The sequence below is a fragment of the Streptomyces sp. NPDC091279 genome, from assembly GCF_044757465.1.
Classification (GTDB): domain Bacteria; phylum Actinomycetota; class Actinomycetes; order Streptomycetales; family Streptomycetaceae; genus Streptomyces.
Genome location: NZ_JBIVVA010000012.1, coordinates 151,088 through 177,506, shown reverse-complemented (window position 1 = coordinate 177,506; position 26,419 = coordinate 151,088). Strand labels below are relative to the sequence as shown.

At 72.0% G+C, this 26,419-nt stretch carries 21 protein-coding genes and 1 tRNA gene; 10 read left to right on the top strand and 12 right to left on the bottom strand.

All coding sequences use genetic code 11. The annotated features are described in order from the left end of the window. Positions 1-110 precede the first annotated feature (110 nt). Positions 111-776 (top strand): helix-turn-helix domain-containing protein, encoded by a 666-nt coding sequence (locus ACIQOU_RS28875; RefSeq protein ID WP_401541304.1) that lies wholly within the window; start codon positions 111-113, stop codon positions 774-776. Beyond that, positions 773-2,386: a tyrosine recombinase XerC gene (gene xerC, locus ACIQOU_RS28870; protein ID WP_401540997.1), complete on the top strand. Its 1,614-nt coding sequence runs from the start codon at positions 773-775 to the stop codon at positions 2,384-2,386. Before ACIQOU_RS28875 ends, xerC begins: the two co-directional genes overlap by 4 nt. Positions 2,387-2,514: 128 nt before the next feature. Here xerC and ACIQOU_RS28865 read toward each other — a convergent pair. Continuing rightward, a tRNA-Thr gene (locus tag ACIQOU_RS28865) sits at positions 2,515-2,587 on the bottom strand. Positions 2,588-2,799: 212 nt separating this feature from the next. Here ACIQOU_RS28865 and ACIQOU_RS28860 point away from each other — a divergent pair. From ACIQOU_RS28860 to ACIQOU_RS28850, 3 genes are all read left to right on the top strand, one after another. Beyond that, positions 2,800-3,936, top strand: a complete 1,137-nt coding sequence (locus ACIQOU_RS28860; protein WP_401540994.1) for an ABC transporter ATP-binding protein — start codon at positions 2,800-2,802, stop codon at positions 3,934-3,936. Between the two features lie 319 nt (positions 3,937-4,255). Then, the gene (locus ACIQOU_RS28855; RefSeq protein WP_401540992.1) at positions 4,256-4,735 is read left to right on the top strand and encodes a hypothetical protein; all 480 of its coding nucleotides are present in this window, start codon (positions 4,256-4,258) and stop codon (positions 4,733-4,735) included. Positions 4,736-4,857: 122 nt separating this feature from the next. Beyond that, on the top strand, positions 4,858-5,589 hold the full coding sequence (locus ACIQOU_RS28850) for an NDP-sugar synthase (protein WP_401540989.1): 732 nt from the start codon (positions 4,858-4,860) through the stop codon (positions 5,587-5,589). Between the two features lie 269 nt (positions 5,590-5,858). Here the strand turns inward: ACIQOU_RS28850 and ACIQOU_RS28845 are convergent, their stop codons facing one another. The 8 genes from ACIQOU_RS28845 to ACIQOU_RS28810 all read right to left on the bottom strand — a co-directional run bounded on the left by ACIQOU_RS28845 (position 5,859) and on the right by ACIQOU_RS28810 (position 14,380). Then, positions 5,859-7,130 (bottom strand): DUF2637 domain-containing protein, encoded by a 1,272-nt coding sequence (locus ACIQOU_RS28845; RefSeq protein ID WP_401540986.1) that lies wholly within the window; start codon positions 7,128-7,130, stop codon positions 5,859-5,861. Beyond that, complete coding sequence (locus tag ACIQOU_RS28840; RefSeq protein ID WP_401540985.1) at positions 7,123-7,335, bottom strand: hypothetical protein; 213 nt, start codon at positions 7,333-7,335, stop codon at positions 7,123-7,125. Before ACIQOU_RS28840 ends, ACIQOU_RS28845 begins: the two co-directional genes overlap by 8 nt. Before the next feature lie 419 nt (positions 7,336-7,754). Beyond that, a complete protein-coding gene (locus ACIQOU_RS28835) occupies positions 7,755-9,389 on the bottom strand; it encodes a DoxX family membrane protein (protein WP_401540982.1) in 1,635 nt (544 codons plus the stop codon). A 117-nt stretch (positions 9,390-9,506) separates the two neighbouring features. After that, a complete protein-coding gene (gene rlmB, locus ACIQOU_RS28830; protein WP_401540980.1) occupies positions 9,507-10,445 on the bottom strand; it encodes a 23S rRNA (guanosine(2251)-2'-O)-methyltransferase RlmB in 939 nt (312 codons plus the stop codon). A 111-nt stretch (positions 10,446-10,556) separates the two neighbouring features. Next, on the bottom strand, positions 10,557-11,957 hold the full coding sequence (cysS, locus tag ACIQOU_RS28825) for a cysteine--tRNA ligase (RefSeq protein ID WP_401540977.1): 1,401 nt from the start codon (positions 11,955-11,957) through the stop codon (positions 10,557-10,559). 443 nt (positions 11,958-12,400) lie between these two features. Next, positions 12,401-12,898, bottom strand: coding sequence for a 2-C-methyl-D-erythritol 2,4-cyclodiphosphate synthase (gene ispF, locus ACIQOU_RS28820; protein ID WP_401540975.1), 498 nt, complete (start codon positions 12,896-12,898; stop codon positions 12,401-12,403). After that, entirely contained in the window at positions 12,888-13,640 is a 753-nt protein-coding gene (ispD, locus tag ACIQOU_RS28815) for a 2-C-methyl-D-erythritol 4-phosphate cytidylyltransferase (RefSeq protein ID WP_401540972.1), read from the bottom strand. Before ispD ends, ispF begins: the two co-directional genes overlap by 11 nt. Positions 13,641-13,897: 257 nt before the next feature. Then, positions 13,898-14,380, bottom strand: coding sequence for a CarD family transcriptional regulator (locus ACIQOU_RS28810; protein ID WP_003953493.1), 483 nt, complete (start codon positions 14,378-14,380; stop codon positions 13,898-13,900). A 588-nt stretch (positions 14,381-14,968) separates the two neighbouring features. On the opposite strand from ACIQOU_RS28810, the gene ACIQOU_RS28805 reads away from it, so the two are divergent. Continuing rightward, on the top strand, positions 14,969-15,616 hold the full coding sequence (locus tag ACIQOU_RS28805) for a DUF461 domain-containing protein (RefSeq protein WP_401540969.1): 648 nt from the start codon (positions 14,969-14,971) through the stop codon (positions 15,614-15,616). A 94-nt stretch (positions 15,617-15,710) separates the two neighbouring features. Here ACIQOU_RS28805 and ACIQOU_RS28800 read toward each other — a convergent pair whose 3' ends face one another. After that, entirely contained in the window at positions 15,711-16,391 is a 681-nt protein-coding gene (locus tag ACIQOU_RS28800) for a response regulator transcription factor (RefSeq protein WP_009340348.1), read from the bottom strand. After that, a complete protein-coding gene (locus ACIQOU_RS28795; RefSeq protein ID WP_401540967.1) occupies positions 16,388-17,650 on the bottom strand; it encodes a sensor histidine kinase in 1,263 nt (420 codons plus the stop codon). Before ACIQOU_RS28795 ends, ACIQOU_RS28800 begins: the two co-directional genes overlap by 4 nt. A 210-nt stretch (positions 17,651-17,860) precedes the next feature. On the opposite strand from ACIQOU_RS28795, the gene phoU reads away from it, so the two are divergent. Both phoU and ACIQOU_RS28785 read left to right on the top strand, forming a co-directional pair. Beyond that, positions 17,861-18,553, top strand: coding sequence for a phosphate signaling complex protein PhoU (phoU, locus tag ACIQOU_RS28790; RefSeq protein ID WP_401540964.1), 693 nt, complete (start codon positions 17,861-17,863; stop codon positions 18,551-18,553). Positions 18,554-18,719: 166 nt separating this feature from the next. Beyond that, a complete protein-coding gene (locus tag ACIQOU_RS28785; RefSeq protein WP_401540961.1) occupies positions 18,720-18,872 on the top strand; it encodes a hypothetical protein in 153 nt (50 codons plus the stop codon). Positions 18,873-18,991: 119 nt separating this feature from the next. On the opposite strand, the gene ACIQOU_RS28780 is transcribed toward ACIQOU_RS28785, so the two are convergent. Beyond that, complete coding sequence (locus ACIQOU_RS28780) at positions 18,992-22,945, bottom strand: hypothetical protein (RefSeq protein ID WP_401540958.1); 3,954 nt, start codon at positions 22,943-22,945, stop codon at positions 18,992-18,994. Positions 22,946-23,499: 554 nt separating this feature from the next. Between ACIQOU_RS28780 and ACIQOU_RS28775 the strand changes: the two genes are divergently transcribed. Together ACIQOU_RS28775 and ACIQOU_RS28770 are read left to right on the top strand one after the other, a co-directional pair. Next, positions 23,500-25,479, top strand: a complete 1,980-nt coding sequence (locus ACIQOU_RS28775) for a serine/threonine-protein kinase (protein ID WP_401540956.1) — start codon at positions 23,500-23,502, stop codon at positions 25,477-25,479. Positions 25,480-25,485: 6 nt separating this feature from the next. Next, positions 25,486-26,349, top strand: a complete 864-nt coding sequence (locus ACIQOU_RS28770; RefSeq protein WP_401540953.1) for an FHA domain-containing protein — start codon at positions 25,486-25,488, stop codon at positions 26,347-26,349. Positions 26,350-26,419 lie beyond the last annotated feature (70 nt).

The following is a 26,419-nucleotide window of genomic DNA, read 5'->3' as shown; positions in this document are numbered from 1 at the left end:
AGTGCGCCCCTTTTCGGTACAGCCCTCGGCGAACGTGGCCCTCACGTCCGGCTCCAGGCGTCTACCAACCATCATCGGGAAGCTAATGTGTCTCCATGACACAACACGATATGGATTCTGATGAGGACGACGTTCCCGAGTGGGAGGACCGGGTCAAGGCCAACGTCGCCGGTGAAGTCCGGCGCAGAAGAAAGGAGATGGGGTGGAGCGCACAGGATCTGGCCGACCGGTGCGAGGAACTCGGGCATCCCATCCCGCGCAACGTGATCGCCAACATGGAGTCCGGCCGCCGCGCCACCCTGCCCCTGGTGGACGTCATCGTCCTGGCCGCCGCCCTGGAGACGTACCCGGTCTGCCTGATCTTCCCGGTCGGCTACGTCGAGAGGACCCAGGAACTCCCCTTCCAGGAACTCGTGCCCACCTGGGACGCCCTGCGACGCTTCACCGGCGACGAGGACATTCCCTTGCACGACGCGGGGCTGGTCCCCGACTTCGAAGTGCACGACAACCTCGTACGCACCGCTCTGGCCGCCCTCGAAGAAGCGGAACAGGCACGGTTCGCAGCCAAAACGGCAAGCAACCGCGCCCAGGAGGAGGAAGCCGAGCGCAGGCGGACCAAGTACTCGGACGAGGCCATCTCCGCCAAGTACAAACTGCGCTACCTCCGTCGCGACCTCCGCGACGAAGGTGCCACCCCGCCCCATCTCCCACCCGCCCTGGCGGACGTCGACCCGCCCGAACCCGACCCCAACACCACCCCGGAGGAACGCCTTTGAAGGGCTCCACCTACCGCCGCTGCTCCTGCCGCGACCCCAAGACCGGCAAGGAACTCGGCACGTCCTGCCCCAAGCGCAACAGCAAGAACCACTGCACCTACTCCATACGCCAGGAGCTGTCGCCGCGTGCGGACGGCAGCCGCAGGTCCTTCGCCCGTGGCGGCTACGACAGTCGCAAGGCCGCCCAGGCCGACCTCGACCACGTCCGCGCCCTCTTGGGCCTGGCTGAGTCCGACGACCCCGAGGGCACGGAACTGATTTCCGCCATGCTGGCGGAAGTCAGCAGCGAGAAGACTCCCCTGCCCGACGTAGAGGAGACCCGGCGTCGCCTCAATGCCGGCCAGGACCTCGTCGGCAGCCTCACCGTGAGCGAGTGGCTGGACCGGTGGCTCGCGGGCAAGCGCATCCGGAAGTCGGGCGTCAGCCGCTACGAGACCGACGTCCGCGTCCACCTCAAGCCCCACATCGGCGACCGGCGCCTCGACCGACTGCGCGTCAGCCACCTCAGCGAGATGTTCACCGCCATCACCGACGCCAACGCCGAGATCCTGGAGCAGAACGCCCAACGGCGTGCGGCGGTAGAGGAGTTGGCGTCCGTGCCGTGGAAGGGCCTGGGGAACCGGGCGCGCCGCAAGGCCATGAAGACGGCCATCGACGCGATGCCGCCCTTCCGCCGCGTCACCGGGCCGTCCACGCGCCAGCACGTCAAGGCCACGCTCCGCGCCGCCCTGAACGAGGCGATCGGCCAGCAGATCATCACGTTCAACCCGGCGTCCCACGTCGAGATCGACCCCGTCCGCAAGCCGAAGGCTCTCGTGTGGACGGACGAGCGGGTCGCCCGGTGGCAGCAGACCGGCGAGAAGCCCTCCCCCGTCATGGTCTGGACGCCCGAACAGACCGGCGCGTTCCTCGACTTCGTCGCCGCAGACCGGCTCTACGCCATGTGGCACCTGGTCGCCTTCCGCGGCCTGCGTCGCGGCGAGGCATGCGGCCAGCCCTGGTCAGAGACCAACCTCGACCGACACTCCCTCACCGTCACCGGCCAACTCGTCCAGGACGGGTGGGACGTCGAAGCGTCCGAGCCGAAGACCGACAGCGGCTTCCGCGTCGTGGCCCTGGACGACGACACGGTCAGCGTCCTGGAGCGGCACCGCAAGCAGCAGGAAGCGGACCGCGCGGAGTGGGGGCCGGCCTGGGTCGACACCGGTCTCGTCTTCACCCAGGAAGACGGCTCCTGGCTGCACCCCGGCAAGGTGACCGACCTCTTCGAACGGCTCGTCGCCGCCTCCGGCCTCCCGCCGATCCGGCTGCACGACCTGCACCACGGCGCGGCCACGCTCATGCTCGCCGCCGGTATCGACGTGAAGATCGTGTCGGACACTCTCGGGCACAGCGACACCCGCATCACGCGGGACATCTACCAGAGCGTCCTCCCTCACGTCGGCAAGAGCTCCGCCGAAGCTACCGCAAAGCTGGTCCCTCTCCAGCGCAAGGCCGAGGCGGAGAAGGCGGCCCGCAAGGTCGCGAAGGCCGCCCAGAAGGCCAAGGAGAAGGCGAAAGCCCAGGCCAAGGCGGAGAAGAAGAAGGCGCGGAAGAAGCCCAAGAAGTAGGGCACCGAGCCGCTCCGCTCACGCATCGCTCACGCAAGCCACCCCACGGCACCCCAGCCGTGTGACCCGTCATGCCCCGAGCAACACAAAAGGCCAGGTCACGGGCTATGTGACCTGGCCTTCGAAGGGGCCCCCTGTCGGATTCGAACCGACGACCTTCGCTTTACAAGAGCGGTGCTCTACCAGCTGAGCTAAGGAGGCCTGCGTACCCGCTCCGGCGGGCGTGCCCGAGCAGTGTACCCAGGTCCAGGCGGCGCCCCGTCGAAAATTTCCGCGAAGTTCACCCGCCCCGGAGTACTGACAGATCGGGCGAACGCCAGGTACCGTCCTGACCCAGTTCACTCCTGTGGACTACACCACCTTCCTACTCGGATCGTCCGGCACGTTCCTGCCGGTAGAAGGGGGCCTTCACCATGGCCACTGTTTCGTTCGACAAGGCGACCCGGATCTACCCGGGTTCCGAGAAGCCCGCCGTAGACGCGCTGAACATCGAGATCGAGGACGGCGAGTTCCTCGTCCTGGTCGGCCCGTCCGGCTGCGGCAAGTCCACCTCGCTGCGCATGCTCGCGGGGCTTGAGGACGTCAACGGCGGAGCCATCCGCATCGGCGACCGCGACGTCACGCACCTGCCGCCCAAGGACCGGGACATCGCCATGGTGTTCCAGAACTACGCGCTGTACCCGCACATGACCGTCGCCGACAACATGGGCTTCGCCCTGAAGATCGCCGGCGTCAACAAGGCGGACATCCGCAAGAAGGTCGAGGAGGCCGCGAAGATCCTCGACCTCACGGACTACCTGGACCGCAAGCCGAAGGCGCTCTCCGGCGGTCAGCGCCAGCGCGTCGCGATGGGCCGCGCGATCGTCCGTGAGCCGCAGGTCTTCCTCATGGACGAGCCGCTGTCCAACCTGGACGCCAAGCTCCGCGTCTCCACCCGCACGCAGATCGCCTCGTTGCAGCGCCGCCTCGGCATCACCACCGTCTACGTCACCCACGACCAGGTCGAGGCCATGACGATGGGCGACCGGGTCGCGGTCCTCAAGGACGGTCTGCTCCAGCAGGTCGACTCGCCGCGCAACATGTACGACCGCCCCGCGAACCTCTTCGTCGCCGGCTTCATCGGCTCCCCCGCCATGAACCTCGTCGCCGTCCCGATCACCGACGGCGGCGTGAAGTTCGGCAACAGCGTCGTCCCGGTCAGCCGTGACGCGCTCAAGGCCGCCGCCGACAAGGGCGACACCACGGTCACGGTCGGCGTCCGCCCGGAGCACTTCGACATCGTCGAGGAGGACGGTTCCGTCGCCGCGTCCCTGTCGAAGCACAGCGAGGACGCCCCGGCCGGCCTCGCCGTCTCCGTGAACGTCGTCGAGGAGCTCGGCGCCGACGGCTACGTCTACGGCAGCGCCAAGGTCGGCGACGAGACCAAGGACCTCGTGGTCCGCGTCGAGGGCCGCCGCGTCCCGGACAAGGGCACCACGCTGCACGTCGTCCCGCGTCCGGGTGAGATCCACGTCTTCTCCACCTCCACGGGCGAACGCCTCACCGACTGACCGAGGCAGCACCCACGGCACGACACCGGGCACCACGCCCGAACGACGTCCGAACGACGCCTGAACGACGGCGAAGGGCCCCGCGATCCACTCGCGGGGCCCTTCGCCGTACCGCCGGCCACCACCCCCGACCCGCACGCCCCCGACCCCCGCCCGGCGATACCCGTACCGCTCCCGCTCCACACCTGCCCGATACCCCGGCAGACCGGACGTTTCGAGCAGTGTGCGTCAACCCTGTACCCAGAAAGAGCCACCACTTCGTCCCCCAAATTGGTGACTAAATGTCGCCAAATCATCACCGGGCGCTACCCTCACTCGCGTGAAGCACTCCACTAACCAACAGACGCGACGCGGCCGGGGCCCCGCCCACCGGATCGGCCGTTCCCTCGCCCTCGTCCTGCCCGTCGTCATGGTGCTCTCCGGGACCCTCGCGGTCACCCGGGTCAACTGGTCCGGAGACCCCTCGACCTCGGTGCTCACGGCCTCCGACTCGACGGACACCTCCGCCGCCGACACCACCTCCACGGACGACAAGCCCGCCGCCCAGAAGCGCGCCCCCCAGGATCTGCTGCGCGACCGGCTCCTCACCGAGTTGCAGCACGAGAACCCGGGCGTGGTCCTCACCCACCTCCAGCAGGCCATCACCGAGCGCCCCTCGCTCGCCCGGCACTGCACGACCATCGCCCACGCCCTCGGCCGCGCCGCGGTCCGCGTGTACGGGGCCACCCGGGCCCAGTCGTACGCCCGCCCGGTCTGCGACACGTCCTTCGCCACCGGCGTCGCCGCGGGCCTCACCTGACCGCCCAGGACCCTCCTCCAGCCCCGGGGGAGGGTGACGGGCGTCGCGCGGGAGGTAAGGGGCGGTCAAGGAAGCCGTTGCCGCCTCGGGACGTGCCAGGGGCGCGCCGTACAGTTCGGGTCATGACCGATCCGAACGCCGCCTCCCGCCCCGTTCAAGCCGTGGTCCTGGCCGGCGGCCAGGGCTCCCGGCTGCGTCCCTACACCGACGACCGGCCCAAGCCGATGGTCGAGATCCCCGGCACGGGGACGCCGATCATCGGCCATCAGCTGACCTGGCTTGCCGAGGAGGGCGTCACCGACGTCGTCGTCAGCTGCGGGCACCTCGCCGACGTGCTGGAGAACTGGCTCGCCTCCGCCGACCTCCCCGTGCGCGTCACGACCGTCGTCGAGGACGAGCCCCTCGGGCGCGGCGGCGGTCTCAAGTACGCCGCCGGCCACCTCCCCCACCCCGACCGGCCCTGGTACGCCACCAACGGCGACATCTGGACCCGGTTCTCGCTGCGGGACATGGCCGACTTCCACGCCGAGCGCGACGCCGTCGCCACGCTCGCGCTCGCGCGGCCGCGGATTCCGTGGGGTGCCGTGCAGACGGACGGGTTCGGGCACATCACCGACTTCATCGAGGCGCCGCCGTCGACGTTCGAGATCAACGCGGGCGTGTACGTGTTCTCGCCGGAGTTCGCCGGGCTGCTGCCCGCGCGCGGGGACCACGAGCGGACGACGTTCCCGCACCTCGCCCGGGAACGGCGCCTGGCCGGCTTCCCGATCCCGCAGGGCGCGTACTGGCGCGCCATCGACACGGCCAAGGACCTCACCGAGGCCGCCAAGGAGCTTGCCGCCCTGGGCCGTTGAGCCCCCCGGGCGGAAGCCACTGATTCTCTCCAACGGCTCCGAGGTCGCCCCCCGTCGCCACAGCACCGGGGCCGGCCCCGGCAACTCCCCCGGAACCGGCCCCTCTTCACCCCTCGGCCCAGCAACTCCCCCCTGCGCCAAGCCCACTTCGTCCCCCGGCTCGGCAACTCCCGCTGCGCTGAGCCCTCTTCATCTCCCAGCCCGCGCCATCCCTCTGCCCGCTCGGCCCAACCAGGCTGCTCCGAGCCGGTGTTGGGGCACCGGCCCGCTCACACCGCGGGCTTCGTCGCGGGCTCGGCCTTCGCTGTCACGGTGACGGTGGCGGTGTTCGTCGACGCCGCCTTGCGGGCCGCGCGGGTGCGGTGGCGCGGGTGGGCCTGGCGCCGGGGCGGGCGGGTGAGAGTGATCTGCCGCACGAGCTGCTGGAAGCAGGCCAGCGAGGCCACCGCGGGCAGCGCGGCCACCCCCGCGTCGACCGGCGTCCGGGGCGCCTGCGCGATGCACAGCAGGACGGCGACGACGGAGAACAGCACGACGACGGCCCAGGAGTGCGCCGCCCGGCGCCGGTGCAGGGCGGCCCGCAGGATCGACAGCGACGCCACCGTCCAGGGCCCGTAGACCAGCAGCGGCCACCAGCCCACCGCGAGCGCGGAGGTGCGGTACCTGGCGACGTGGTGCAGGGGCGCGTAACTGACCATGCTGCCGAACACGCACACCATGGACACCACGACGGCGGCGATCGCGGCGAGGAAGAAGCTGGTGGTGCGCACCGCACCGACCTCCCCCTTGCGAGAACGGGAACGGGAACGGCGTCTGCGGCGGGGCGGCGCCGGGCGCAACGGGGGCAGCTCGGCGGTGATCTGGGCAAGCCCGGTGAGAGAACCCCCGCCCGAGTCGCCGGAGTCGCCGGAGTCGCCCGACTCGCCGGAATCCCCGGAGCCGTCAGAGCCGCCTGAGCCGCCTGAGCCGTCGGGGGCGTGGACGCCGAGCACCTCGGCGCTCTCGACGGCCTCGGGGGCGCGGGCGGCCTTGAGCGGCTCGGGGGTCGCCGTCGGGGCGGGGGCGCCGTTGCGCTCGTTGCCGATGGCGTCGTGCAGCAGGTAGGCGAGTTCCTCGGCCGGGTCCCAGTGCGCCAGCGGGTCGAGCGGGGGCAGCGGCGCGTCCGGCCCGCCCCACGCCGGGGGATGTCCCGGCTGGCCCCACGCGGGGGACGCGGCGTACGGGTCCCACACCCCGGACTGGTCCGGACGCTGCTCCCACGGCTGGGGCCGGTCCGGTTGCTCCCACGGCTGGGGCCCGCCGGGGTGGTTCCACGGCTGAGGCTGCTCGGGGTGGCCCCAGGGCTGCGGGTGGTCGGGGTGGTCCCACGGCTGGGGCTGACCCGGCTGGTCCCAGGGCTGGGGCTGGCCGGGCTGGGCCCACGGCTGGGGGCGGCTGGGCTCGTACCAGGGCTGGGAGGGGCCGGCCTGTGCCCGGTCGGCCGAGGTCTGGCGCGGGATGGGGGGTTCCGGACGGCTGTGACGGCCGCGTGACTCATGCATGGGAGGGCTGCCGATGAGACGTCGTGTCGTGTTCCTCGGGGGCCGCCGCCGAGGCGGTGCGGAACCGGACCTCGATGGCCCCCAGCTCCGTGAGGAGGTCCTGGAGGATCTGCGCGGTGTATCTCAGGTCGACCGATCGACCGTCGTCGTGCAACGTCGCGCCCGCACCCTCGGCGCGGGCCGGTGTGTAGACCCAGTTCCCCATACGAACCCCCTTCACAGCACTGCTGGTTACGCCGGCCAAGAGGTTCCCCGGAATGAACCTTGACCTAGGTTTCGTCATATTCCTTCCAACGTGTCCGGATTACGTAGGATGCGCGGCGTTTGGGTGGCCTACATGTCGCATATAGGGCCTTTCATGCAAGCGACTTGTCCGCTCCGCGCACCAACGAGGGTGACTTTCCGGGGGAGTTGATGACGGGCGCACCCCTCTGACCTGCCAAGAGGCCTACACACAGCCGCTGTTGACATCCCGTCGCGGAACCGTAGGACACCGTCCCGGAACCCTCGGACGGCGCGGACAGCACGCGAAGGCCCCGCACGCCAGGTGCGGGGCCTTCGGGTCGGGCGATGTCTCTGTCGGTCAGCCGGTGGGCTTGCCCAGGATCTTGTCCACCGGCCGGGTTACCCCAACAGGCCGCCCACCAGGCCGGGTTCGCCGCTGCTGGCGGACCCGCCCGTGCTGTCGCCGCCGGTCGTCGAACCCGTGCCGCCGGTCGTGCCGCCCGAGGTCGGACCCGAACTGGTGCTGGGGGCGCCGCCGCCCGCCGGTGCGGACTGCTGGGGCGGCGCCTGTCCCGACGTCGCGCCCGCGCTCTGGCTGGGCTGCTGGCCGCCACCCGTCGACGTGGAGTGCGTGGCGTCCGGCGTGGCCGCCGCCCCGGACGGGGTGGACCCCGCCGACGTGGCGCCCTGGGTGGGCGAGGAGGGGGCCGACGGCGTCCGCTGCGGGTTCCGGGTGCCGGGCTCCTGCGGGAGGGGCGAGCCGGGGAGCTGGTTGCGGGGCGTCTCACCGGGGCCGGGCACGATCACCCGGTCGGCGTCCCGGACCGCGCCGCCGAGCAGCGAACCGAGCAGCAGCGTGATGCCGACGACGATCGTGGTGACCAGGGCGCCGCGCCGCAGCACATAACTGCGCAGCTCCCAGATGTCGGAGCGCGGCCCGAGCCGCCGCCAGGCACTGCCCGCGAGCCGGCCGTCCACGGAGTAGACGGGGGCACCGGCGATGATCAGCGGCGACCAGGCGGCGAGGTAGACGATGTCGGGGGCGTCGTACGCCGGGACGGTCTTCCAGCTGACGGTGACGATGAGCGCCGCCGACAGCAGCGCGCCGAACACCGCCGCGACCCGCTGCCAGCAGCCGAGGACCGTCAGGACGCCGACGACGACCTGCGCGAAGGCGATGACCAGACCGGAGCCGACCGGGTGGTGCAGGGCGAACTGGCGCAGCGGCTCGGCGACTTCCCACGGATGCAGGGTGTTGAGCCACTTCACCATCGAGCCGCGCTTGCCGCCGTCGAAGTAGACGGGGTCGCACAGCTTGCCCATGCCGGCGTAGATGGAGATGAAGCCGAGGAAGATGCGCAGCGGGAGGAGGACCACGCCGAGGTTCATCCGGCGGCCCGGGTAGTAGGCGTGCCGGGCCGGGTCCTCGCCGTAGCGGCGGGCGCGCCGGTCGCCGCCCGTCGGGGCCGCTCTCTCGTCGCCGTACTCCCCGAACCGCGCGTCCCCGTACGGGGGTTCGTCGTCGTAGGCGCCGGTGGCGGTGCGCAGCGGGGGGAGCAGCCGCCCGGTGTCCTCGGAGGTGCGCTGGGGGCCGACGACGGGGGTCTCAACGGTCCGGTCGAGACCGTCGTAGATGTCGTCGTAGCCGCCCGCGCCCACGCGCGGGATGACCTGGGTGGCGCCGGCGTCGGCCGACCGCTCGTCCCCGTGCCGGACGCTGCCGCCCCGCACGGCCTGGAGCAGGCGGTGGGCGCCGGTGTCGTCCGGCGCGGACTTGCCGCTCCAGACGACAGGGCGGCGACGGGCGCCGGCGGCGACGCGGGCGGTGTCCTCGGGGCCGGTCAGGTCCCGGGCGATCCGCGGCGCGGGGGCGCGCCGCGCCGACGCGCCCAACTGCACGCGGAAGCTGGCGTGATTGACGATGACCTGCGCCGGATCGCTCGGCACCTTCACCATGCTCAGCGCGGGAGCGTCGTCGAATCCCGACGAGCGGTCCCCCGTGGGTGTGCGGGGTGTTCTGGTGTCCACACTCATCTAACCGAGTGACGTCTCTTTAGGACACTGCTTTGACTCGCCGGATGTGTCCGGACCCCGTCAAGGTCGAACGGGGCCCGGGGATTGACCCGCCCGGGTGAGGACGGGCACGTCTGTTCAGGCCCGGCGGCGGGACGCCTCGTACAGCACGATGCCCGCGGCGACACCGGCGTTGAGCGACTCGGCGCCGCCCGGCATCGGAATCCGCACCCGGAAGTCGCAGGTCTCCCCGACCAGCCGGGACAGGCCCTTGCCCTCGCTGCCGACGACGATGACGACGGGGCCGTCCAGCGCCGCCAGTTCACCGACCTCGGCCTCGCCGTCCGCCGCGAGACCGACGACCGCGATGCCGGCCTTCTTGTACGCCTCCAGCGCCCGCGTCAGGTTGGTGACCCGCGCGACCGGCGTCCGGGCGGCGGTACCGGCCGACGACTTCCAGGCGCCGGCGGTCATCCCGGCCGCGCGCCGCTCGGGAACGACGACGCCGTGGCCGCCGAACGCGGAGACGGACCGCACGACCGCGCCGAGGTTGCGCGGGTCGGTGACGCCGTCGAGGGCGACGATCAGCGGGTCCTGGCCGACGTCGTAGGCGGCGGCCGCGAGGTCCTCGGCGTGCGCGTACTCGTAGGGCGGGACCTGGAGGACGAGGCCCTGGTGGTTGAGGCCGTTGGTCATGCGGTCCAGCTCGGGGCGCGGGGCCTCCATGAGGTGGATGCCGCCGCGCTCGGCCGCGAGCTGGAGCGCCTCGCGCACCCGCTCGTCGTTGTCGATGAACTGCTGGACGTAGAGCGTCGTCGCGGGCACGCCGTCGCGCAGCGCCTCGAAGACCGGGTTGCGGCCGACGACCATCTCGGAGGTGCCCTTGCCGCCGCGCCGGACGGCGGGGCGGCGGGCGGCCTGCCGGGCCTGGGCGCCCGCGATCCGGTTCTTCTTGTGACCCTTGCGCATCTCGGCGGGCGGGGTCGGACCCTTGCCCTCCAGGCCTCGGCGTCGCTGGCCGCCGCTGCCGACCTGCGCGCCCTTCTTGCCGGACATGCGGCGGTTGTTGGCGGCCATGACCTACCTGTTCTCTACGGGGGTGGACGGAGCGAAATCCGTACGTCGTCTATGCAGTGTGCCGCCCGGAAGGCCGGGCGGCACAATCGATCAAGGATCGGATTTACCGGATCACCGCGGGCCGAGGCTCCAACGGGGTCCCTGCGGGCCGTCCTCGACGGTGAGCCCGGACTGGTTGAGCTGGTCGCGGATGGCGTCGGCGGTGGCCCAGTCCTTGCGGGAGCGGGCCGCCTCGCGCTGGTCGAGAACGAGGCGGACGAGGCTGTCGACCACGCCGTGCAGGTCCTCACCGCGCTCGGCGCTGTCTCCGGCCCACTGCGCGTCGAGCGGGTCGAGCCCGAGGACGCCGAGCATCGCGCGCACCTCGGCGACGCGGGCGACGGCGGCTTCCTTGTCGTCGGCGGCCAGTGCGCTGTTGCCCTGCCGGACGGTGGTGTGCACGACGGCGAGGGCCTGCGGCACGCCCAGGTCGTCGTCCATCGCCTCGGCGAACGCGGGCGGCACCTCGGCGGCCGGCTCGACCGGACCGGCCTTCTCGACGACGCGCTGCACGAAGCCCTCGATCCGCGCGAACGCCGACTCGGCCTCGCGCAGCGACTCCTCGCTGTACTCGATCATCGAGCGGTAGTGCGGGGTGCCGAGGTAGTAGCGCAGCACGATCGGGCGCCACTGCTTGACCATCTCGGCGACGAGGACGCTGTTGCCCAGCGACTTCGACATCTTCTCGCCGCTCATGGTGACCCAGGCGTTGTGCACCCAGTACCGGGCGAACTCGTCGCCGTAGGCCTTGGCCTGGGCGATCTCGTTCTCGTGGTGCGGGAAGATCAGGTCGAGGCCGCCGCCGTGGATGTCGAAGGCGGGGCCGAGGTACTTGTGCGCCATCGCCGAGCACTCCAGGTGCCAGCCGGGGCGGCCGGGGCCCCACGGGGTGGGCCAGCTGGGCTCGCCGGGTTTGGCCGCCTTCCACAGGGCGAAGTCGCGCTCGTCGCGTTTCCCGGTGCCGCCGTCGCCCGCGGGCTCGCGCAGGTTGTCCAACTCCTGGTTGGACAACGACAGATACGCGGGGAACGAGCGCACGTCGAAGTAGACGTTGCCGTCGGCCTCGTAGGCGTGGCCGCGCGCGATGAGGCCCTGCATCATCTCGACCATCTCGGTCACGTGGCCGGTGGCGCGCGGCTCGTAGCTGGGCGGCAGGCAGCCGAGGGCGGCGTAGGCGTCGTTGAACGCCCGCTCGTTCTCGTAGCCGATCGACCACCACGGGCGGCGCTGTTCGGCGGCCTTCACGATGATCTTGTCGTCGATGTCCGTGACGTTGCGGATGAACGTGACGTCGTAGCCGCGGTAGGTGAACCAGCGGCGCATGATGTCGAAGTTCAGGCCGGAGCGGACGTGGCCGATGTGTGGGGCGGCCTGGACGGTGGCGCCACAGAGGTAGATCGAGACACAGCCCGCGGTGAGGGGGGCGAAGTCACGGATCTGCCGGGCGTCGGTGTCGTACAGGCGAATCGTCACCCCACCAGGGTAGTGGGCGCGGGGCAGTGCCTCATGCCTTCCGTCGGTTTGGCCGTATTCGGCCTCGGCCCCCGGCGGGGGGCCGGGGGGGCGGTTGTTCGGCCGCGGGCCGGTGGGGCAGTCATTCGGCCGCGGGCCCGGTGGGGGCTGGTCGCGCAGTTCCCCGCGCCCCTTGGTTGGCAGGGGGCACCGTCGCTCGGATCGGCAGGGGCGTTGTCAGTACCCACGCGGCGGTGGGGGCTGGTCGCGCCCACGCGGCGGAGCCGCACATGTCACAGCCCCGCGCCCCTTGGTTGGCAGGGTCACCGTCGCTCGGATCGGCAGGGGCGTTGTCAGTACCCACCCGGCGGTGGGGGCTGGTCGCGCCCACGCGGCGGAGCCGCACATGTCACAGCCCCGCGCCCCTTGGTTGGCAGGGTCACCGTCGCTCGGATCGGGGGGCCTCAGTTCTGGCGGAGTACCAATGCTGTTGCTACTGCCATTAGGCCCTCGTTTCTTCCTGGGAAGCCTAGGCCGTCTGTTGTGGCTCCTGAGATGGAGACCGGGGCGGCGGCGGCTGCCGAGAGGGTCTTTTGGGCTTCTTCTCTTCTTTTGCCTATTTTGGGGCGGGGGCCGATGACCTGGACGGCGATGTTGCCGATGGTGAAGCCGGCGTCCCGGACGATGCGGGCCGCCTCCGTGAGGAGGACCGTGCCGGGGGCGCCGGACCACTCGGGGCGGCCGGTGCCGAAGTGCTGGCCCAGGTCGCCGAGGCCCGCTGCGGAGAAGAGGGCGTTGCAGGCCGCGTGGGCGACGACGTCCGCGTCGGAGTGACCGGCGAGGCCGGGGCCCTCGTTCTCCCACTTGAGGCCGGCGCACCACAGTTCGCGGCCTTCCTCGAAGGCGTGGATGTCGGTGCCGATGCCGACCTGGGGCAGCGGGTAGGGCAGCTCAGAAGCCATCGTTGAGCCTCCTGCGGGCGAGGACCGCCTCGGCGAGGACCAGGTCCAGGGGGCGGGTGACCTTGAAGGCCTCTTCGTGGCCGGGGACGACCACGACACGCTGGCCCAGTTTCTCGACCATGCCCGCGTCGTCGGTGACGTCCTCGGTGATGGTCGAGTGGGCCTTCAGGAGGGTCTCGCGGTCGAAGCCCTGGGGGGTCTGCACCGCGCGCAGGCGGGCGCGGTCCGGGGTGGCCAGAACGGGTTCCGGGGTGCCGGGCGTGGTCGCCGGTTCGACCTCCTTGACCGTGTCCGCCAAGGGCAGCGCGGGGACCACCGCCGGGGCGCCCTCCCGTACCGCCTCGATCACCGCGTCCACCGTGTCGACCGGGACCAGCGGGCGGGCCGCGTCGTGGACCAGCACGATGTCGTGGCCCGGGGGCAGCGCGTCGAGGCCGAGCCGCACGGACTCCTGGCGACTCTCGCCGCCGGGGACCACGAGGAAGTCGGTGCGTTCGGGCAGCGCGTGCGCGTCGAGCAGCGACCTGACCTCGGCGGCGCCGTCGGGCGGGGCGACCACGACGACCAGGGAGACCGCGCGGGAGGCGGCGAGCGCGCGCACGGCGTGGATCAGCATCGGCGTGCCGCCCAGGGTGCGCAGCGCCTTGGGGGCGCCGGGGCCGAGGCGGACACCCCGGCCCGCGGCCGGGATCACGGCGGCCGTACGGGTTCCCGCGGGCGAAGGGAGCGAATCGTCAGACATCGGTTCCTGTCAGGTTTGTGTGCCGGTCCGGCGTGGGTATGGCCTGGGAAGTGCCGGGCGCGACGCCTTGACCGGACCCTTCCGTGACGCCGGTCGAGCCTGCTGCCCGGGCCCGGCACGCCCAGTATCGGGGGCGTCCGGGTGCGGACATGCCGCAGCGCCCGGCGACAGCTGAGATGTCATCGGGCACCGCGGCAGTTCGGTGTGCTTTCGGTGTACTGACTGCTACGGCGGGCGGCGAGCCTGCCGTCATGCGTTCAGGACGCGAGCACCTCGTCGAGCAGGGCCTCGGCCTTGTCCTCGTTCGTGTTCTCCGCGAGGGCGAGTTCGCTCACCAGGATCTGGCGCGCCTTGGCGAGCATGCGCTTCTCGCCGGCGGACAGTCCGCGCTCGCGCTCACGACGCCACAGGTCACGGACGACTTCCGCGACCTTGATGACATCGCCGGAGGCGAGCTTCTCAAGATTTGCCTTGTAACGACGGGACCAGTTCGTGGGCTCCTCGGCGTACGGCGCGCGCAGCACCTCGAAGACCCGGTCCAGCCCGTCCTGACCGACCACATCACGCACGCCGACGAACTCCGCATTGTCCGCTGGCACACGTACCGTCAGGTCGCCCTGGGCGACCTTCAGCACCAAGTAGGTCTTGTCCACGCCTTTGATCTGGCGAGTTTCGATAGCCTCGATCAGCGCGGCCCCGTGATGGGGATAGACCACGGTGTCGCCAACCTTGAACGTCATGTGACAGGTACCCCTTCCGTGGCTATCCAGGGTAACACGGAAACTGCGGGTTCTGAATGGCGTTTTCGCAGGTCAGGGCATATCTCGGGGCTTGACAACAGCAACAGGAACGTGCTGCGCGGGCCGAGTGGAAGACGGTATTCGCAGGTCGGAGCCGCTCTCCGGGGGACGGGAAACGTGCCCGTCACACCCATCCGGAGCAGCCTCCGACGGGCCGAACGTCCCCATATGTCTGCCTACAGCTGTACGACTTCCGCTACTCCGTTCGATGCCTGGAGGCCGGTACGAGACGATTCCGGAATTGATCACAGGCGTCGCGATGATCAGTTGTTGATCAATTTCCGGAGGGCCCGTTATTCCTTCACGGATTTTTCGCGGGAGGGGACACGCCTAAGCCGACAGTGGTTATGCGAATGTGCCGCGCGGGTCGTGTGCGGGGCTCCCGCTGGCCCCTGCCGGGCGAAGCCGACGCCCAGGAGGAGGGTCGGGTGCGGCGCCGGAGGGACGGCTCGGTAACCTGATCACGCTGACAGATACTTAGGGCGGCTTTATACGTCGCCACGTTCGAGTCAAGGAGTTGCCGCCCCCGTGAGCAGCAGCCTTCGACGCGGCGCCTCGGCCGCCGCCGTCATCGCGTTCTCGATCGCCTCGCTCGCCGCGTGCGGTGCCGGCAACGACGCCCAGACGATGGAGGTCAGGCCGGACAACGCGGCTACCCACGTCGGCGTGATCAAGATCCAGAACGCCCTCGTCATCACCCAGCCCGACCGCAAGTCGACGGGGCCCGCGGTGATCTCCGCGACCCTCTTCAACGACGGCCGCACCGCGCAGACCCTGGACTCGGTCACGCTCCCCGGCACCGGCAAGAGCGCGACGCTCAAGCCGGCCTCCGGCAAGGGCAAGCTGAGCATCCCGGCCGGCGGTTCGGTCGTGCTCGGCGGCAAGGGCAACGCGTCCGCCGTCCTGTCGAGCAGCCGTGAGGCCGTCCAGGACGGCAACGCGCAGAAGGTGACGTTCACCTTCAGCACGACCGGCGCGGTGAGCCTGACCGCCTTCGTGGTCCCCGCGGAGAGCTACTTCTCCTCGTGGGGTCCGACGGCGGTCCCGTCCGCCCCGGCCGCCACACCGACCGCGTCGGCCACCGAGAGCCCCGGGACCGGCGCCGCCGGCACCGCGGGCGACAGCGCGGCGACCCCGACCGACTCCGCGTCCGAGACCGCGGCCGCCGGCCACTGAGCCGCGCGCGGCACCGTACACACGCCGAAGGGCGGGTCCCCGTGAGGGAGTCCCGCCCTTCGGCGTAGGTGGATCTCGTGGAGCCCGGGCCGGTCTACGGCTCGAACTTGTAGCCCAGGCCGCGGACCGTGACCAGGTAGCGCGGGGCGCCCGGGTCCGGCTCGATCTTGGCGCGCAGGCGCTTGACGTGGACGTCGAGGGTCTTGGTGTCACCGACGTAGTCGGCGCCCCAGACCCGGTCGATGAGCTGCATGCGGGTCAGCACCCGGCCCGCGTTGCGCAGCAGCATCTCCAGCAGATCGAACTCCTTGAGCGGGAGGTCGACCTTGGAGCCGGAGACGGTCACGACGTGCCGGTCGACGTCCATCCGGACCGGGCCCGCCTCCAGGGCGGCCGGGGTGACCTCCTCGGGCTCGCCTCGGCGGCGCAGGACGGCCCGGATACGGGCGACCAGCTCACGCGAGGAGAACGGCTTGGTGACGTAGTCGTCGGCACCTATTTCCAGGCCGACCACCTTGTCGATCTCGCTGTCCTTGGCGGTGACCATGATCACCGGGACGTTGGAACGGCCGCGCAGCTGACGGCAGACCTCGGTGCCGGGCAGCCCCGGCAGCATCAGGTCGAGGAGGACGAGATCGGCGCCGTTGCGCTCGAACTCGTCGAGGCCGTCGGGTCCGGTGGTCGCGATGGCGACCTCGAAGCCCTCTTTGCGGAGCATGTAGGACAGGGCGTCGGAGAAGGACTCCTCGTCCTCGACGACGAGCACTCGGGTCACGGAAGGACCTCCGGGGCGGGAAGCGGTTCGAACGGGGATGACTCGTCGGCCGAGTCGAGCTGTCCGGCCTCGTCGTCGAGGTCGGGGTGCTGTTGTGCGCGGTCGCGGGCAGCCCCCGCCTCCGGCAGTCGCAGGGTGAAGGTGGAGCCCTGGCCTTCGGAGCTCCACACCGTGACCTCCCCGCCGTGCGAGGCGGCCACGTGCTTGACGATCGCGAGACCGAGACCCGTGCCGCCGGTGGCACGGGAGCGGGCCGGGTCGACGCGGTAGAAGCGCTCGAAGACGCGCTCCTTGTCCTTGTCGGAGATGCCGATGCCCTGGTCGGTCACGGCGATCTCGATGGAGTCGCCGCCGGGCGCCGGGAGGTGGCGCGCGGCGATGCCGACGCGGGTGCGGGCCGGTGAGTAGTTGACGGCGTTCTCGACGAGGTTGCCGAGGGCGGCGGCGAGCTGGCCGCGGTTGCCCCAGACGTGCAGGTCGGCGGTGCCGCCCGCGGCCATGGTGATCTGTTTCGCGCCGGCCGCGTGCCGGCAGCGGTCGACGGCCTCGGCGACGAGTTCGTCGACGCGGACCGGTTCGGCGTCCTCCAGCGGGTTGTCGTTCTGGACCCGGGAGAGGTCGATGAGTTCCTGCACGAGGTTGGTCAGGCGGGTCGCCTCGATCTGCATGCGCCCGGCGAAGCGCTCGACGGCCTCGGGGTCGTCGGAGGCGTCCATGACGGCCTCGGACAGCAGGGAGAGGGCGCCGACCGGGGTCTTCAGCTCGTGGCTGACGTTGGCCACGAAGTCCCGGCGGACCGCCTCGATGCGGCGGGCCTCGGTGAGGTCCTCGACCAGCAGCAGCACCAGGCGGGAGCCGAGCGGCGCGACCCGGGCGGAGACGGCGAGGGCCTCGCCGCGTCCGGTGCCGCGCCGGGGCAGGTCCAGTTCGACCTGCCGTATCTCGCCGTCGCGGCGGGTGTCCCGGGCCATCTGGAGCATCGGCTCGACGGAGAGGCGGCCGCCTCTGACCAGGCCCAGCGCGTAGGCGGCGGAGCTGGCCTTGACGACGGCGTCGTCCTCGTCGAGCACGACGGCCGAGGAGCGGAGCACGGACAGGACCGTGTCCACGCCGGGTGGCAGGACGGGGTCGGTGTGCAGGGAGGTGCGGGTGGGGCGTTTCAGGTCGCGTTCGCTCCAGCGGAACGCCAGCATGGCGATGACACCGGTGAGTACCCCGGCGATCGCTGCCGCTGCGGCGACCGCCGCGTTCACGTCCATGCGTCCAGGTTAGGCATGGAAGAGCCGCCGACCACAGCCACGGACGTGCGACCTCGAACACTCGTCGCCCAGAGTTCACCTGGGAGCCAGTGGTGGTTCATTTGAGGTGGCGGAAACGGACGCGTAGGGGTCGGACCGTGGGAGCGTGGGGCGGGAAGCGCCGGTTTCCGGAGCGGCCCAACGGTTGAGAACGTACGAGAGGGAACCCTGATGCGGGACGCGTACCACGAGGAACTTGATTCGATCGGCGACGGTCTGGTGGAGATGGCCCGGCTGGTCGGGTCGGCGATCGGGCGCGCCACGACCGCCATCCTCGACTCCGACCTGAAGCTGGCCGAGAGCGTCATCGAGGCCGACAAGAAGGTCGACGAGTTGCAGCACGACCTGGAGGCCCGCGCGATAGCCCTGCTGGCCCGGCAGCAGCCGGTCGCCACGGATCTGCGGATCGTCGTGACGTCGCTGCGGATGTCGGCCGACCTGGAGCGCTCGGGCGACCTGGCCCAGCATGTGGCGAAGCTCGCCCGGCTGCGCTTCCCCGAGCGGGCGATCCCGCACGACCTGCACTCGACCATCCTGGAGATGGGCCAGCTGGCGCAGCGCCTGATGGCGAAGGCCGCCGAGGTCATCATCACCAAGGACGTCGACCTCGCGCTCCAGCTGGAGAACGACGACGACGAGATGGACCTCCTGCACCGCACGCTCTTCCAGCACCTGATGGACGACCGCTGGAAGCACGGCATCGAGACGGCCGTCGACGTGACGCTGCTGGGCCGTTACTACGAGCGGTTCGCCGACCACGCGGTGGCGGTCGCCAAGCGCGTGGTGTTCCTGGTGACCGGCGAACACGCGGACGAGCTCCAGTCCGACATCCAGCCGGACATCCAGCCCGCCGAAGGCGCGTAACGCCGCAGGGGCGCGGTCCGCCCCGACGGCCCGGCGGAACGGTTCGGTACAACGGCCCGGCGGAACGGTTCGGCGCCACAGTGCGCCGTTGATGCGCCCGTCCTGGCGGGCGTGCAATGGACGACGGCACTGCCGACCGCTTCATCCGCCGCCTCCAGGAGGACCCATGGCCGAAGCACCCCTCACCCCGGACCCGACGCGGGAGCGCGAGACCGACCGGGCCGCCGATGTCAGGAGCCTGACGCTGCTGGCCGCCTGCGGCTGCGGCTCGGGCTGCGGCTGCGGCTGCCAGTCGGGCAATCCCTGCCAGTGCGGCTGACCGGGGCGACCCGGACACCAGCGGGCCCCCCGCCCACGGAGAACCCGTGGGCGGGGGGCCCGCTTCGCGTGCGGTCAGGTGCAGGGCGACTGGGTGCAGGGCGGCTGGGTGCAGGGCGGCTAGGTGCAGGGCGGCTGGTAGGAGAGGCGGGGGAGGTACTCGTTCCAGCGTGCCTCGGTGAGGACGTCGCGGGTGCTCGCGCAGATGCGGCGTTCGGCGCGTTCGGGGTCGAGGTTCCAGAGCCGGATGGTGCCGGAGCCGCTGGAGACGCCCAGGAGGTCGCGGTCGGGGCTGAAGGCGAGGAAGTTCCCGGTCTTCGCGTTGGGGCTCATGGCCTGGCCGATGGGTGAGACGTGGGCGGGGTCGGCGACGTTCCAGAGGCGGACGGTGTTGTCGTCGCCGCCGGAGGCGAGGGTGCGGCCGTCGCGGCTGAAGCTGAGGGAGACGACCGCCTCGGTGTGGCCGGTGAGCGGGGCGCCGAGCGGGGCGGCCGTGTCCGGGTCGCCGATCCGCCACAGCCGGACGGTGTCGTCGTCGCCGCCGGAGGCGAGGATGTGGCCGTCGGGGCTGAACGCGAGGGTGTTGACGGGGCCGAGGTGCCCGGTGAGCAGCTTGCCGACCTGCCGGGCACGGCTGCGGTCGGTGACGTCCCAGAGCCGGATGGTGCCGTCGGCGCCCGAGCTGGCCAGGGTGTGGCCGTCGGGGCTGAAGGTGAGGAGCCGGGCGAGTGCGGTGCGGCCGGTGAGGACGGGGCCCAGGCGCCGGGGGTGGGCGGGGTCGGTGATGTCGAGGAGCTGGGCGGTGCGGTCGTCCTTGTCGGTGGCCAGCGTGCGCCCGTCGGGGCTGACGGCGAGCGCGGCGGCGCCCACGTACGCGGCGTCCAGCCGGAAGGGCTTGCCGTAGGGGACGGGGTGGGCGGGATCGGCGACGTTCCACAGCTGGACGGCGTTCTCGCCGCCGACGAGGGCGGCGAGGGTGCGGCCGTCGGGCAGGAAGGTCAGGGCCCGGGGGATGCCGGCGGCGGACCGGCTGCCCAGGGCCACCGGCCGGTCGGGGTCGGTGATGTCCCACAGCCGGACGCTGCCGTCGCCGCCGCCGGTCGCGAGGACCTTGCCGTCGGGGCGGAAGGCACCGGCCTGGCCGACCATGTCCGCGCCGGGGAGCGTCCACAGCCGTACCCTGCCGTCGCCGTTGCCGGTGGCGAGGGTGTGGCCGTCGGGGCTGAAGCCGAGGGCGTACATCTCGCCGCTGCCGCCCGCGAGCGGCTCCCCTATCTGGGAGGCGTGCGCCGGGCTCGCGACGTTCCAGAGGCTGGCGGTGGAGTCGGCGCTGCCCGCGGCGAGGGTGTCGCCGTCGGGGCTGAAGGCGACCGACCAGACGGGCCCGGTGTGGCCGATGAGGGGGCTGCCGACGGCGTGGGCGTGGCGGAGGTCGCGCACGTCCCAGAGGCGGACGGCGTCGTCCTTGCCGCCGCTGGCCAGGGTGTGCCCGTCGGGGCTGAACGCGACGGAGTGCACGGTGTCGCCGTGACCGGTGAGGGGGGCGCCGAGCGGGGCGGGCCGGCGGGGGTCGGCGACGTTCCAGAGGCGGACGGTGCCGTCGTCGCCGCCGGAGGCGAGGGTGTGCCCGTCGGGGCTGAAGGCGATGGCGCGGACGGGCCCGGTGTGGCCGGTGAGGGTGGTGACGGAGACCGGGTGGCGCGGGTCGCGCACGTCCCACAGGCGGACGGTGTGGTTGTCGTCGGCGGTGGCCAGGGTGTGGCCGTCGGGGCTGAACGCGAGCAGGTAGATGGTGCCGTCGTCGCCGGTCACGGACGGGCCGAGGGCGACCGGGTGGCGGGGGTCGCGCACGTCCCAGAGGCGGACGGTGCCGTCGTCGCCGGCGGACGCGAGGGTGTCGCCGTCGGGGCTGAAGACGGCGCTGCTGACCCAGCTGGTGTGCCCGGTCAGCGGGGCGCCGAGCGGGGTGGGCCGGCCGGGGTCGGCGACGTTCCAGAGGCGGACGGTGCGGTCGTAGCTCGCGGTGGCGAGGGTCTTGCCGTCGGGGCTGAAGGTGGTGAGGTAGACGGGCCCGGTGTGGCCGCGCAGGGAGGTGGCCAGGGGCGCGTTGACGATGGAGACGAGGCGGTTCTTGACGCCCGCGTCGTCGGGGCGCAGCCGGTGGGCGACCAGGTCGAGCTGGGCGGAGAGCGACGGGTCGGCGTACTGGAACCGGTCGGCCTCGGCGATGACCTGCGCGAACACCGCGTCGTCGCGCTGCCGTCGGGCGTCGACTGCGGTCCACCCGGCCAGCACCGCGAGCGCGACCAGGGCGGCGACGGCACCCCGGCTGAGCAGGCGGGTGCGGCGGCGGACCCGGTTGGAGGCGGCGAGGAACTCCCCCGCGGCCCGGGTCAGGGACGTGCCACCGGCCGACGTCGCCCAGGTGCGCGCCTGTTCGAGCCGCGAGCCCCGGTAGAGGAGGGAGGCGTCACGCCCCGAGTCCTCCCAGGCCCGGCCGTCCTCCTCCAGGCGCTGGCGCACCAGATGGTCGCCGCGGTCCTCGTCGATCCAGCCGCGCAGCCGGGGCCAGGCGTGCAGCAGCGCCTCGTGGGTGATCTCCACGGTCTCCGCGTCGAGCGTGACCAACCGGGCCCGCACCAACGCCTCAAGGGACTCCTCCGTCTTGCCGGGGTCCGAGGACTCCTCCGCGAGCTGCCGCCGGGTCCCGCGCCGCCGGGTCGCCTGCGTGTCCTCCCCGAGCCTGACCAGCCGCAGCAACAGCAGCCGAACGGCGGTGCGGGCGGCCGGGTCCAGGTCCGACCAGGCCCGTTCGGCGGTGGCCGCGACGGCGCCCTGGATGCCGCCCGCCGCCCGGTACCCGGCGAGCGTGAGCCGCCCGCCCTTGCGCCGCTGCCAGGTGACGAGCAGCGCGTGCGACAGCAACGGCAGCACCCCGGCGCCGTGCGCGCCCCGCAGCCCGTCGGTGCCGACCTCCCGCACGATCAACTCCGCGAGCCCCGGCTCCAGTTCGAGCCCGACGGCCTTGGCGGGCGCGGTGACGGCCTCGCGCAGTTCGGCGACGGTGAGCGGGCCGAGCACCATGTGCCGGTGCTGGAGGGCATCGGCGAGTTCGGGGTGGAGCAGGCACTGCTCGTAGAAGTCGGCGCGGACCCCGAGGACCACCAGGGCGGGCGGCCGCTCGACGGCACAGAGCGCGTGCAGCAACCGCACGAACAGCCGACGGCGCGCGGCGTCGAGGCAGAGCGTGAAGGCTTCCTCGAACTGATCGACGATGAGAACGGGGGTTCCCTGCCCGGAAGTTGAGGCCCCCGCCCCTCGCCCCGCAACCCACGCGCCGAACGCCCTCCGCGCCGCAGGGCCAAAGTCGGGATCGTCAGGATCGGCGGCGACCTCGGCCAACTCGGGTATTCGGGACGTCAGTTCAGCCACCGGGTCGGCACCCGGCATGAGGCTCAGCACCTCACGCGGCCCACCGTCCCGCAGGGCGGTCACCAACCCGGCGTTGAGCAACGAGGACTTGCCCGCACCCGAGGCGCCGACGAGCATCACGAGCCCACCGGTGCGCTCGGCACCGGCGAGCTGGTCGAGGAGGGCACCGGTGCTGCGTTCCCGCCCGAAGAACCAACGGGCGTCCTCGGCACGGAAACAGGCGAGCCCCCGGTAGGGACAGACCCCGGCGACAGCGACAGCGGCATCAACGCCGCCCCCCTCTGCCTCCCCCTCGCCCTCGCCCTCCACGACCGGGTCGGCCAGGGCCTGTTCCCACAGCCGTTGCCAGTGGGGGATGTCGTAGAGGCCCTTGGACACCGGCTCGGGCCGGGCCCGGCGGGCCTGCGGGATCAGTACGTGCAGGACGGCTGCGAGGGCGGCGAACTGTGCCGGAACGTTGCGCGCGCGACGCCAGTCACTGATCCGCTGCGCCGACACCCGTACGGGGCGCCCCCGTTCATCGACCCGCTGGAGCCGCACGACCGCGTCGGACACCCTCTTCAGCGGCGGGTTGCCCGCCTCCTTGTAGAGCAACGCAAGCCGTTCAGCGAAGGCCGTACGGGCCCCCGAGGCGGAACTCAAGCTCCTCCCCCGTTCTCCCCCCGCACCTGAAACATCCGGACCGGAAAACCCACGTTACATGCCTGACCTGCACAAATGTAGGGGCGTCCGGAGACCTGATCTCCCCACGGCCCCCCGACCTTGGCAGGATCTGCCCCCGGAACAACCCGAGTACCGGTCCCCACGAGGGGAGGGACCGGTGCACGGGGGTTCCGGGGGCGGGGGACTTCTTGGTGCCGGGGGGTGCAGTTTCGCCCGTCGCGGGCGGCTCTTCTCGACGGGGGTCGGGGCACATTCCAGCCCTCGGCGGGCGGCTCTTCTCGGCGCCGGGGGGATCTCCAGTGCCTTCGCCTCTGCGGCGCCGGTCAGGGCAAATCCAGCCCGTCCGGCGTTTGAGGACGAGGCCGTTCAGGCCGAAGGGGGGTCTGGGGGCACAGCCCCCAGAGGGCGGGGGCCACAAAGGGGGCGTCCCCTTGAACCGCCCCCTCCCGGGCCCAACCCCCGGTTACTGTGGGGTTTCTGGGCAGGTCCGCGCGGAATTCTGTGAACGTGGCTCACCCTCATACCGCCGCCACATGAGACTCGTCACCGTCAGCAGAGTCGTGCGGATGACCGGGGCAAGGGGCGGGGCAGTGCTGATGGCGCCGAAGGCCGGGGACAGGATCGCCGACCGCTACCTCCTCCAGGAACCCATCGGCACCGGCGGCATGGGCGTCGTCTGGCGCGCCTGGGACGAACGGTTGCAGCGACTGGTGGCGGTCAAGTGCGCCCAGCTGAACGACGATCGGTCCGTCCGGCGGCTGATGAGCGAGGCCCGCAACGCGGCACGCCTGCACCACCCGAACATCGTGGCCGTCTTCGACTACGTCGACGAGGGCGCCGCCTGCTGGATCGTCATGGAGTACGTGCCCGCCCGCAGCCTCGCGCAGATCATGAAGGAGCGCGGCCCGCTCGCGCCCGAGGAGGCCGGTTCGATCGGCTGCCAGATCGCGGACGCGCTGGTGATGTCGCACGCCACGGGCGTGGTGCACGGCGATGTGACGCCGGAGAACATCCTCGTCACCGACGAGGGCGTCGCGCGGCTGACCGACTTCGGGATCTCCCGGGCCCTGTGGAACGACGTGACGCACAGCGCCACCGGCAGTGTGCGCGGCAAACCCCGCTACCTGGCCCCCGAGGTGGCCAAGGGGCAGCCCGCGGGCAAGAAGTCCGACGTGTTCTCGCTGGGCGCGTCCCTGTTCGCGGCGGTCGAGGGGCAGTCGCCGTACGGGGAGGCCGAGCACCTCATGACCTATCTGGCCCGCGCGGTCGAGGGGCACCTCGAACCCACCCGCCGGGCCGGTCAACTGGCCGAGCCGCTGGGCGCGTTGCTGGAGGTGGAGCCCCGCAGCCGGCCCGACGCCGCCCACGCGTGGAAGCTGCTGGCGCGGGCCGCGCCGCCACCGGCGCACGTCCAGGAACGGCTGGACGACCGCCGCACGCTGGACTTCGCGGCGTCGACGCGTCCGCTGCGACGGTTGCGCCGCACCCTCACCCTTCCGCTGGCCCGGCGCCGTCGGCCCCTGGCGATCACGGCGGCGGCGCTGGTCGCGGCGGCCGCGGTCGGGCTCGCCCTGTTCGGCCCGTGGGCCTCGGACGACTCCGGTCAGGACGGCAAGGGCGGCGTGGCCGACGCGACACCCTCGGCCACCGCGCGGGCGGGCGCCCTCGGCGACGAGCGGACGGCGGACCCGTGCGGGCTGCTCGCCGCCGCCGTGCTGAGCCGGTTCGGCACCACCGTGCTCGACCCGGACTACGGCGAGATCGACCGGTGCGATGTGATCCTGCGCAACCGCAGCGGCGACGAGAACGCCGACGTCCAGGTCAACCTCGACTCGACGCCGGACGACTTCGACCACATCGACTCCACCCGCCCCGTCGGCGGCCTCACCGTCGTCGCCCAGGAGCGGGACGGGCGCGAGTGCCAGCGGGCGGTCGTGACCACCGACGGCAAGCAGATCCGCGTCATCGGGAAGCAGTTCGCCGACTCGGCGCCCGACCCGTGCCAGATGGCCGACGCCGCCACCGATCACGTGGTCGGCGTGCTGGCCGACGGCCCGGTCCCCCGGCGCTCCTCGGCCCCGCCCGCCGACTCCCTGGCCCGCCTCGACGCCTGCACGCTCCTCGACGCCGCCGCGCTGAAACGGCTCCCCGGGGTCCGACTCGCCAACCAGGACCGCGGGTTCGGCGCCTGGGACTGCGACTGGTCGAACGACGCCGGTGACCGCGAGGTCGAGATCCAGTACAGCCGCGACAACTCCCTGGACTCCGACGACGGAACGCCGGTGACGGTCGCCGGCACCAAGAGCTACGTCATCGCGAACGAGGCCGACGACGACAGCTGCACGGTACGCACCCCGCACCGCACCTACCGTGACGCCCTCGGCGACACCACCACCGAACTCTTCCAACTCACCGTCTACGCCCCCGAGCCGACCAAGCGACTCTGCGCCAGCGCGGAAGAGTTCGCAGCGATCGTGGCCGCCACCATCGCCGACCAACTCCCGGGCCGGTGAGGCGAGATGACCGCACGGGAAGCGGGGCCGGGTCCCTCTGACGCCGGGGGCCGCTCCGATGCCGAGGGCCGCTCCGATGCCGGGGGCCGCTCCGTTGCCCTGGGCCGACGGCTGCCCGCCACCCACGGGAGTCTCGCGCGGGGTGCCGCAGCGCCGTTGCCCGGTACCGTCTTCGCGCTCGCGCTGACCGGTGGGATGACGTTGGGGCCCGGCGAGGGACGCGAGGTGCTGTTCGGCCGCAACCGGCCCGAGGTGCACGTCTGTCTCGGCGAGGACGATCCCGAGGTCAGCCGCCACCAGGGCACGTTGACACATCGGCACGGGCACTGGTGGGTGCGCAATGTCGGGCGGCTCCCGATCCGGTGCGCGGGCGGCAGGCTGCTCTTCCGCGACGAGGAACCTCTGCCGCTCGACGTCGGGTACACACCGCTGTTCGCGGGCGGTGCGCGGGGCCGGGAACATCTGCTGGAGATCTTCGTGACCGGTCCCGAGGGCGCGCGGCCGGTGGCGCGGCACGGGGACGTCACCCGGCCGCCCCGGATGTGGGCGCTCACCGAGCAGGAGAAGCTGGCCCTGGTCGCCCTCGGCCGACGGTACCTGCGCCACGAACCCCGGCCGCAGCCGCTGACGTGGCGCCAGACCTGCGCCGAACTCGCCGAGGTGCAGCCCGGCGCCGGCTGGACCGACAAACGCGTCGAGCACCTGGTCAACGGCGTCCGCACCCGCCTCTCCCGCGACGGCGTCCCCTGGCTGACCCGCGAGGAACTCGGCGAACCGGTCGGCAACGCGCTCAACGACCACCTGATCCGCGCCCTGATGGCCTCGACCACCCTGGTCCCGATGGACCTGACCCTGATCGCAGCGGCCTGACCCGAGCCCCGTCGCCGTACGGAAAAGCCCCCTGCCCGCAGGGAAATCGCGGGCAGGGGGCTTGATCGCG

Coding starts and splice junctions, on each gene's coding strand:
- ACIQOU_RS28875 (WP_401541304.1), top strand. CDS start 111: ATGGATTCTGATGAGGACGACGTTCCCGAGTGGGAGGACCGGGTCAAG.
- ACIQOU_RS28860 (WP_401540994.1), top strand. CDS start 2,800: ATGGCCACTGTTTCGTTCGACAAGGCGACCCGGATCTACCCGGGTTCC.
- ACIQOU_RS28850 (WP_401540989.1), top strand. CDS start 4,858: ATGACCGATCCGAACGCCGCCTCCCGCCCCGTTCAAGCCGTGGTCCTG.
- ACIQOU_RS28845 (WP_401540986.1), bottom strand. CDS start 7,130: ATGCATGAGTCACGCGGCCGTCACAGCCGTCCGGAACCCCCCATCCCG.
- ACIQOU_RS28840 (WP_401540985.1), bottom strand. CDS start 7,335: ATGGGGAACTGGGTCTACACACCGGCCCGCGCCGAGGGTGCGGGCGCG.
- ACIQOU_RS28835 (WP_401540982.1), bottom strand. CDS start 9,389: ATGAGTGTGGACACCAGAACACCCCGCACACCCACGGGGGACCGCTCG.
- rlmB (WP_401540980.1), bottom strand. CDS start 10,445: ATGGCCGCCAACAACCGCCGCATGTCCGGCAAGAAGGGCGCGCAGGTC.
- ispF (WP_401540975.1), bottom strand. CDS start 12,898: ATGGCTTCTGAGCTGCCCTACCCGCTGCCCCAGGTCGGCATCGGCACC.
- ispD (WP_401540972.1), bottom strand. CDS start 13,640: ATGTCTGACGATTCGCTCCCTTCGCCCGCGGGAACCCGTACGGCCGCC.
- ACIQOU_RS28810 (WP_003953493.1), bottom strand. CDS start 14,380: ATGACGTTCAAGGTTGGCGACACCGTGGTCTATCCCCATCACGGGGCC.
- ACIQOU_RS28795 (WP_401540967.1), bottom strand. CDS start 17,650: ATGGACGTGAACGCGGCGGTCGCCGCAGCGGCAGCGATCGCCGGGGTA.
- phoU (WP_401540964.1), top strand. CDS start 17,861: ATGCGGGACGCGTACCACGAGGAACTTGATTCGATCGGCGACGGTCTG.
- ACIQOU_RS28785 (WP_401540961.1), top strand. CDS start 18,720: ATGGCCGAAGCACCCCTCACCCCGGACCCGACGCGGGAGCGCGAGACC.
- ACIQOU_RS28775 (WP_401540956.1), top strand. CDS start 23,500: ATGAGACTCGTCACCGTCAGCAGAGTCGTGCGGATGACCGGGGCAAGG.
- ACIQOU_RS28770 (WP_401540953.1), top strand. CDS start 25,486: ATGACCGCACGGGAAGCGGGGCCGGGTCCCTCTGACGCCGGGGGCCGC.